Here is a 4,078-nt window from a genome sequence, read left to right on the forward strand (position 1 = left end):
TTTGAGCTGGACCAAAAAGCGGAAACTCACGAGAGTACTCGTCGAACCTGCTCATAGCACTGTTCTCTTTGTTGATGAAGAAAGCGGATGCATCAAGGATTCTGCAGGCAATCTTCTCTCCAAAGACGCTCTTCAGCATATCGCTTATACCTTCGCGGGCAGCAATATGCTTCATGACAACATGAGACCCCACCTTAATGCTTGAGGAAAGTCTTGAATCGAATGTCGCTTCGTCAAGACCAAAATGCTCAGCATAGTAGTCATTAGGCTGCATAAGAGTGCGATCATCGTTATCAATCAGACGACCAATGGCCTTTCTTACAGGCTTAGGGGTTCTCTTCTGAGTATTGCAGCGCTCAAGACCTACCAGAAGAAGGACATAGGTGTTGTCTTTCTGGCGCTTAAATACAATCTTTCCAGGTAGATTAGGCACCGGTACAACCATTCTAGGAATTAGCATTTTGACCTCTGAATTAATGTAGTGTAGTCGCTACACTACATTATAAAACAGAAGATCTTGGAAAACCAGGCCCAATTTGAAAATTTTTTGAAAAATTTTTAAGAAAAGGAGATAAAAGAGGGGGAAAATTGAGGAGGGAGTGATTTAGTGTACTAAAATTGCAAAACTAACGATGTTATTCCACCAGATACAGGAAGGTCGTACTGGTAAACAAAGCTTTCCAGGTCCTGGACGTTGAGCTCTCCAGTCAGAACAGTTCTGGCTACCAGTGACATAACGTGACTTCCGGCTCTTTTTCCCAAATGCTCATATACAGCCTGGGCCAGACCTGTTCTTGTGGCACTGGCAAACACTGCATGAGCAGCTGCATTCTTAACTGCCAGTATATGGCCCTGGGCAGCTGTGCCCTGCAGGCCTGACATTGCAAACTGTTCAGGAATTATGCTGCCTTTACCTGGCGATTGCCTGCCTGTTCTGGCAGATCCTCGACCTTTTCTGGCAGCACCATGGTCTGCTCTGGCCGACTCACGGTCGGCTCTGGCAGAGCAATGACTGCTCCGTGTACCAGCTGTACTGCTGTCGTCAGAGGACTCATCGGCAGTGTCGCCTGACCCGGTACTGGTGCTGTCATTATGTAACCAGGCATGATTGAGTTCTGCCGGTGCAGCAATGAGCTCACCATCAAGCTTCACGCCAGGCACAGCAGTACCATCATCTTGCTGCAACTGGCTCTTCGGGAAGAAGTAGTTTTTGCCACCCTTCCTGTACATCTCATAGTACTCAAGTTCAGGATAGTCCCTGATGATCTGGCGGTCTCTCCATACCACCCAGCCCTCGCGATTGCCACCGTCAATATGGCCAACCACATGCAGGTTTTTCTGCCTTGCATGTCCCTTAATAAGACGTCCGTCTGCACCAGTCTTGTCCTTTACCCATACAGAATCATAGGTGCTAAGTGCCCAGCCATTTTTGCCGTTTCTTCGAGCGGTCAGACTTATTTTAGGTGGTTCAGGAATTTTCATAATAACAATCCAGCTGGTATCAAAACTGTTAGAGTCGTGGCTTAGTTTATACCATTCTTTAAACAGGCATTATAGAAATCTCAAATCAGCAAGTATGCCACGTTACAATGCAAGGCAAGGCTGCCATGCTGCTCGCAGGCCAGGCCACCATGTAGCATGGCTGTAAGAGCTCCTGACGGCATATAGCCCGTCATGCAGGCAGGCAGGTACGGCAGAGCAGCCAGGCCAGGGCCGCCTGGTCAGGACCGGTCAGGTCCCGTGAGAGAGGTCTGTTCAGGGCCGCCTGGTCAGGACCGGTCAGGTCCCGTGAGAGAGGTCTGTTCAGGGCCGCCTGGTCAGGACGGGTCCCGTCCCGTCAGGGAGGCCTGGTCAGAGTCGAGCTGTCCGGGGATGTTATGGCAGGGACGCCTGTAAAACGCAGGCATGAAAAAACCCGGTCAGCACAGAGCTTCAGCACTGTGTTGCCGGGCTTTTTCATGCCTTGGGGGACGGGCCTGTTAACGCTCGTCCATGGCAATTACGTGGCGCTCTGGTGAGCCAATGTAAATCTGACGTGGACGGCCGATACGGCTCTCTTCCATGTTCTGCATCTCGTTCCAGTGAGAAATCCAGCCAATGGTACGGGCAAGGGCGAAGATTACAGTAAACATGCTTACTGGAATACCGATTGCCTTTAAGATGATACCGGAGTAGAAGTCTACGTTAGGGTAGAGATTACGCTTTACAAAGTACTCATCACTCAGGGCAATCTGCTCAAGCTCAGTGGCTACTCGCAGAATTGGGTGATTGTAGATCTTGAGCTCCTGGAGAACTTCGTGGCAGGTCTCTCTCATAACAAGAGCACGTGGGTCATAGGTCTTGTATACGCGGTGACCGAAGCCGGACAGACGGAATGGATCGTTCTTGTCCTTGGCGCGCTTGATGAACTCAGGGATGCGCTCTACAGTACCAATCTGCTCAAGCATGCGCAGACAGGCTTCGTTAGCACCACCGTGAGCAGGACCCCACAGGGAAGCGATACCGGCAGCAATACAGGCATAAGGGTTGGCGCCTGATGAACCGGCCAGACGTACTGATGAGGTAGAGGCGTTCTGCTCATGGTCGGCATGCAGGGTAAAGATGCGGTCCAGAGCGCGCTCAATAACAGGGTTAACTTCGTAGGTCTCACATGGGGTAGCAAACATCATGTGGAGGAAGTTACCTGCGTAGCTCAGATCATTACGTGGGTAAATGAATGGGTGGCCAATGGAATACTTGTATGCCATGGCTGCAAGGGTAGGAATCTTGGCAATCAGGCGGATAGCGGTAGCCTGACGGTGCTCAGGATCATAAATGTCCAGGCTGCCGTGATAGAACGCACTTAAAGCGCCAGCCACACCGCACATAACGGCCATTGGGTGGGAGTCACGACGGAAAGCCTTAAACAGGGAAGCAATCTGCTCATGAATCAGAGTGTGGTGCTGTACGCGGTAGCAGAACTCGTCATACTCACGCTTGCTTGGCATCTCACCGTTGAACAGCAGATAACAGACCTGCAGATAATCTGCCTTACGGGCCAGATCAGCAATTGGATAGCCACGGTACAGCAGAATACCCTTCTTGCCATCAATGAAAGTAATTCGGGAGCTGCATGCAGCAGTTGACACGAAGCCTGGATCATAGGTGAAGTAACCCTGCTTACCCAGTTCTCGGATGTCGATGCACTCAGGTCCTACGGTGCCCTTTAAGATAGGCAGTTCGATAGGATCATGGCCGGGAATGGTTAAAGTAGCGACCTTGTCCAGGATTGTAATGTCGTGTAAATCACTCATTTAGCATGCGCCTCCAAAACTTTCAGATGCAATGGACGACAAAACTATAACTATTTCAGTGCGTTATTTTTCACATTTGCCTAAAATGATCCAATTTGGGGACGGTAACAAATTGGTGCAAGTATATGGTGCGATCCGCATTACACGCCCTTATGAGTGCGATTTACAGGCACTTTTTTACCCGGCTTCAGAGCACTAATACCACTGATACAGTGTGGTCTGCATCAATAAGGCACTAAATAAGTGCAATAAAAGCATAAAAATGATACCAGTAACATATAGAATATAAGGCAATTTTCACTGTCTAACACAGCTCTGTAACAGCCTTCCACCACAGCATGGACCTGATCTGCCATGACATCCATCTGCAGCTGGCTCAGCTTGCAGCTCCCGCCAGGTTCGCCAAGGCACCGCTTCAACTGTCAACGCCACTGTGACTGTCAGTGTCTGTATCGGCCACCCTTGAGCAGTGACAGCGGGCAAGATTGTCTTGAGGTTCCAGCAATACATATACATATATATGTAGCTTATGTCCTGGCCAGAAAAAAGACTGGATCGCAGCCAGGCCGCCCGGCCGACCAGGCATGCCTGACCGGGCATGCCTGACTTGGCATGGCATACCTTGCATTGGCTACTCTGGAGTTATGTTGCTTTATGCTTCATGTTCGATGTTGATGTTTTCTCTGCTACTGGCAGGCCTGTGGCCTGTCGCCTGTGGCATGGACAGGGGCAGAGGCAGAGTCAGGTACAGGGGCAGAGGCTGGGGCAGGGGCAGAGGCTGGGGC

Annotated in this window: 3 protein-coding genes; all 3 read right to left on the reverse strand. The window is 50.3% G+C overall.

Annotated features, from left to right (window positions below; translation table 11 throughout):
* The coding region (locus tag MXE41_RS12780; RefSeq protein WP_247100846.1) for a hypothetical protein at positions 1 to 460 on the reverse strand (460 nt) is incomplete at its 3' end.
* A gap of 152 nt (positions 461 to 612) precedes the next feature.
* Positions 613 to 1,482 carry a hypothetical protein gene (locus MXE41_RS12785; RefSeq protein ID WP_247100848.1) on the reverse strand — a complete coding sequence of 290 codons (870 nt, stop codon included), beginning with the start codon at positions 1,480 to 1,482 and terminating at the stop codon, positions 613 to 615.
* 497 nt (positions 1,483 to 1,979) lie between these two features.
* Entirely contained in the window at positions 1,980 to 3,269 is a 1,290-nt protein-coding gene (locus tag MXE41_RS12790; protein ID WP_246978838.1) for a citrate synthase, read from the reverse strand.
* Positions 3,270 to 4,078: the final 809 nt, after the last annotated feature.

The sequence above is a fragment of the Anaerobiospirillum sp. NML120449 genome, assembly GCF_023051105.1.
Taxonomy (GTDB): domain Bacteria; phylum Pseudomonadota; class Gammaproteobacteria; order Enterobacterales; family Succinivibrionaceae; genus Anaerobiospirillum.

Coding starts and splice junctions, on each gene's coding strand:
- MXE41_RS12785 (WP_247100848.1), bottom strand. CDS start 1,482: ATGAAAATTCCTGAACCACCTAAAATAAGTCTGACCGCTCGAAGAAAC.